Source organism: Flavobacterium sp. LM5, assembly GCF_002017945.1.
In the GTDB taxonomy this organism is placed as follows: Bacteria; Bacteroidota; Bacteroidia; order Flavobacteriales; family Flavobacteriaceae; genus Flavobacterium; species Flavobacterium succinicans.
In genome coordinates this window covers 1-4,054 of record NZ_MUFX01000049.1, presented here as the reverse complement: position 1 = coordinate 4,054, position 4,054 = coordinate 1, and the positions used below count along the sequence as shown (strand labels likewise).

At 30.7% G+C, this 4,054-nt stretch carries 3 protein-coding genes and 2 pseudogenes; 3 read left to right on the top strand and 2 right to left on the bottom strand.

Going from position 1 to position 4,054, the window contains the following annotated elements; translation table 11 throughout:
• Nucleotides 1–1,164: hypothetical protein (locus BXU11_RS17355; protein ID WP_139363550.1), on the bottom strand; the 1,164-nt coding region annotated here is incomplete at its 3' end.
• Between the two features lie 372 nt (nt 1,165–1,536).
• Between BXU11_RS17355 and BXU11_RS17350 the strand changes: the two are divergent.
• Nucleotides 1,537–2,031, top strand: a pseudogene (locus BXU11_RS17350) (protein adenylyltransferase SelO family protein); the annotation flags it as partial.
• Nucleotides 2,032–2,037: 6 nt separating this feature from the next.
• Here BXU11_RS17350 and BXU11_RS17345 read toward each other — a convergent pair.
• Nucleotides 2,038–2,523, bottom strand: a pseudogene (locus BXU11_RS17345) (protein adenylyltransferase SelO family protein); the annotation flags it as partial.
• 275 nt (nt 2,524–2,798) lie between these two features.
• Between BXU11_RS17345 and BXU11_RS17340 the strand changes: the two are divergent.
• Together BXU11_RS17340 and BXU11_RS17335 are read left to right on the top strand one after the other, a co-directional pair.
• Nucleotides 2,799–3,155 carry a hypothetical protein gene (locus BXU11_RS17340; protein WP_078213395.1) on the top strand — a complete coding sequence of 119 codons (357 nt, stop codon included), beginning with the start codon at nt 2,799–2,801 and terminating at the stop codon, nt 3,153–3,155.
• An 89-nt stretch (nt 3,156–3,244) separates the two neighbouring features.
• Nucleotides 3,245–4,054: hypothetical protein (locus BXU11_RS17335; RefSeq protein ID WP_139363549.1), on the top strand; the 810-nt coding region annotated here is incomplete at its 3' end.

Here is a 4,054-nt window from a genome sequence, read left to right as displayed (position 1 = left end):
AAACAATACGAATCGAGACTCTGATACAGTATAGAGCAACAATAAATTATCTTGAAAAGCCAAATTATTGAGCACAAAAAATGCTATCCAAATTAAAAACAAATATTTACTAACCGACTTGTATAAAATAAGCGTTAGTGCTAATCCAGCGATAATCCATAAAAAGGCACTAAATACAAACGGTGGTGAAGGCAAGAAAAACTGAAAAATAGAAATCATAATCAATATAGAAGCTGCCAAAGGATAATTCAAAACGTTCCCTGGGTATTTTAAATTCTCATATAAGTTTGCCCTCTTATATTTGCTTCTAATGACTCTTAAATAAAGTGTGAGCCCAATAATAAAGAGAAGTAACAAGGACAAAATCCCTGTTTGATTGGCAAAATAAAATATAAATAATAAATATCCTTTTGTAAAGGAATGCACAAAATTCTCAACAAATGACAAACTTTTCTCTTTTGCATCAACAATATCTGGCGAAATTGAGTTAACCTTTTCACTTAGTTTCTTTCTAGCGTTATTTACAACAGCTAAATCTGACTCCAAACTAAATTTGAACATTTTTCCGTTAACCTCTAACTTTTGGATGCTATCAATAGCATTTTTTAAATTAGTATTCGCAATATTTAAATCTTTAGCCATTAATACCATTCGCTGATAATAATTTTTTTTTGCAGCTTCTTGAGCAGGGATTTGATAAAAAATCTTATCTGTAGCTAAGGAATCCATTCTTCTTTGAATTTCACTCAAAGATTTATTATTTGATGAAATTCTATCTAATTGATAATCAGTTCTTTTAAGCAATTCTTTCAACAATAGAGAAGTTGTTGTTAAATCCCTAGCTGTCTGCATCTTACTTACATTCTGCACGATGCCTTTTACTGATTTTTCTTTCCATTCTACTAATAATTCAAGTTCTTTGGTAAAGCCCTTATAATCGATACCTTCTTTCAGTATGGTATTTGCTTTCTGAATTTCCTCATTAAGCAAATTAAAACTACTATTTTGCTTATTGGTCAACACATTAAACTCGTAGTTTGTTTTATTCTCATTTAAACTCTCTGCATTTAATTGTTGCATAAGTGCATCCAATTGTTTGTTCTCTTTGGCTAAAGTATCCTTATTGACAGCTTCTTTTGTTTGACCAAAAGCAATTGAATTCAAAATAAAAAAGAATACAACATAGGTACTTTTTGAATTGAAATAGAAAAAATCGGTAAAGGGCCTTTTTTTGCTGTTTTTCATAAAAAATTGCATCATAGTATAAGATTAAATAAAAACATAAGTAGTATCAAAAAAACACCTCTCATAGTATCTTTTGAGATATAAATTACAAAAATTTATCATAAAAATAGTTAAAAAAACAAAACCACAACTATTTCATAATGAATAAAATATAAAGAATCTAATGATTACAATCGTTAATAAAAATCAAAAAACAAAAGAGATTACAGTAGATTGATTTAATTTTACTAGCTAATTCAGTATTTCAAAATTGTATCCAATTTAGAGAAATACTATTATCGCATTCAAAAAATGGTCTTAAATCTCAACAAACTATTTACCAAAGAATTACCTGCCGACACTGACACCAACAATGTTCCTAGACAGGTGTACAATGCTTGCTTTTCGTATGTATCACCCAAAATCCCTTCAAATCCATCGATAATTCACGTTGTGCATCAAATGGCTGAAGAAATAGGTTTGAATAAAAATGATATTGAAGATGAGGATTTTGTAGCTTTTTTTTCAGGAGCAAAAATTTACCCAAACACTCAACCGTTTGCCTTATGCTATGCAGGTCATCAATTTGGGAATTGGGCAGGTCAATTAGGTGATGGAAGGGCCATAAATTTAATGGAAATCAACCATAAAGAAAAAAACTTTACCTTACAATTAAAAGGTGCTGGACCAACCCCCTATTCCAGAACAGCAGACGGATTGGCAGTTTTACGCTCCTCCATTCGGGAATACTTATGCGCAGAAGCTATGCATCATCTTGGAGTACCTACCACTCGATCTCTCAGTTTAAACTGGAGACGAAGTGGTAGGTACTCCAAGATGATGCATAGCTTCTGCGCATAAGTATTCCCGAATGGAGGAGCGTAAAACTGCCAATCCGTCTGCTGTTCTGGAATAGGGGGTTGGTCCAGCACCTTTTAATTGTAAGGTAAAGTTTTTTTCTTTATGGTTGATTTCCATTAAATTTATGGCCCTTCCATCACCTAATTGACCTGCCCAATTCCCAAATTGATGACCTGCATAGCATAAGGCAAACGGTTGAGTGTTTGGGTAAATTTTTGCTCCTGAAAAAAAAGCTACAAAATCCTCATCTTCAATATCATTTTTATTCAAACCTATTTCTTCAGCCATTTGATGCACAACGTGAATTATCGATGGATTTGAAGGGATTTTGGGTGATACATACGAAAAGCAAGCATTGTACACCTGTCTAGGAACATTGTTGGTGTCAGTGTCGGCAGGTAATTCTTTGGTAAATAGTTTGTTGAGATTTAAGACCATTTTTTGAATGCGATAATAGTATTTCTCTAAATTGGATACAATTTTGAAATACTGAATTAGCTAGTAAAATTAAATCAATCTACTGTAATCTCTTTTGTTTTTTGATTTTTATTAACGATTGTAATCATTAGATTCTTTATATTTTATTCATTATGAAATAGTTGTGGTTTTGTTTTTTTAACTATTTTTATGATAAATTTTGTAATTTATATCTCAAAAGATACTATGAGAGGTGTTTTTTTGATACTACTTATGTTTTTATTTAATCTTATACTATGATGCAATTTTTTATGAAAAACAGCAAAAAAAGGCCCTTTACCGATTTTTTCTATTTCAATTCAAAAAGTACCTATGTTGTATTCTTTTTTATTTTGAATTCAATTGCTTTTGGTCAAACAAAAGAAGCTGTCAATAAGGATACTTTAGCCAAAGAGAACAAACAATTGGATGCACTTATGCAACAATTAAATGCAGAGAGTTTAAATGAGAATAAAACAAACTACGAGTTTAATGTGTTGACCAATAAGCAAAATAGTAGTTTTAATTTGCTTAATGAGGAAATTCAGAAAGCAAATACCATACTGAAAGAAGGTATCGATTATAAGGCTTTACCAAAGAACTTGAATTATTAGTAGAATGGAAAGAAAAATCAGTAAAAGGCATCGTGCAGAATGTAAGTAAGATGCAGACAGCTAGGGATTTAACAACAACTTCTCTATTGTTGAAAGAATTGCTTAAAAGAACTGATTATCAATTAGATAGAATTTCATCAAATAATAAATCTTTGAGTGAAATTCAAAGAAGAATGGATTCCTTAGCTACAGATAAGATTTTTTATCAAATCCCTGCTCAAGAAGCTGCAAAAAAAAATTATTATCAGCGAATGGTATTAATGGCTAAAGATTTAAATATTGCGAATACTAATTTAAAAAATGCTATTGATAGCATCCAAAAGTTAGAGGTTAACGGAAAAATGTTCAAATTTAGTTTGGAGTCAGATTTAGCTGTTGTAAATAACGCTAGAAAGAAACTAAGTGAAAAGGTTAACTCAATTTCGCCAGATATTGTTGATGCAAAAGAGAAAAGTTTGTCATTTGTTGAGAATTTTGTGCATTCCTTTACAAAAGGATATTTATTATTTATATTTTATTTTGCCAATCAAACAGGGATTTTGTCCTTGTTACTTCTCTTTATTATTGGGCTCACACTTTATTTAAGAGTCATTAGAAGCAAATATAAGAGGGCAAACTTATATGAGAATTTAAAATACCCAGGGAACGTTTTGAATTATCCTTTGGCAGCTTCTATATTGATTATGATTTCTATTTTTCAGTTTTTCTTGCCTTCACCACCGTTTGTATTTAGTGCCTTTTTATGGATTATCGCTGGATTAGCACTAACGCTTATTTTATACAAGTCGGTTAGTAAATATTTGTTTTTAATTTGGATAGCATTTTTTGTGCTCAATAATTTGGCTTTTCAAGATAATTTATTGTTGCTCTATACTGTATCAGAGTCTCGATTCGTATTG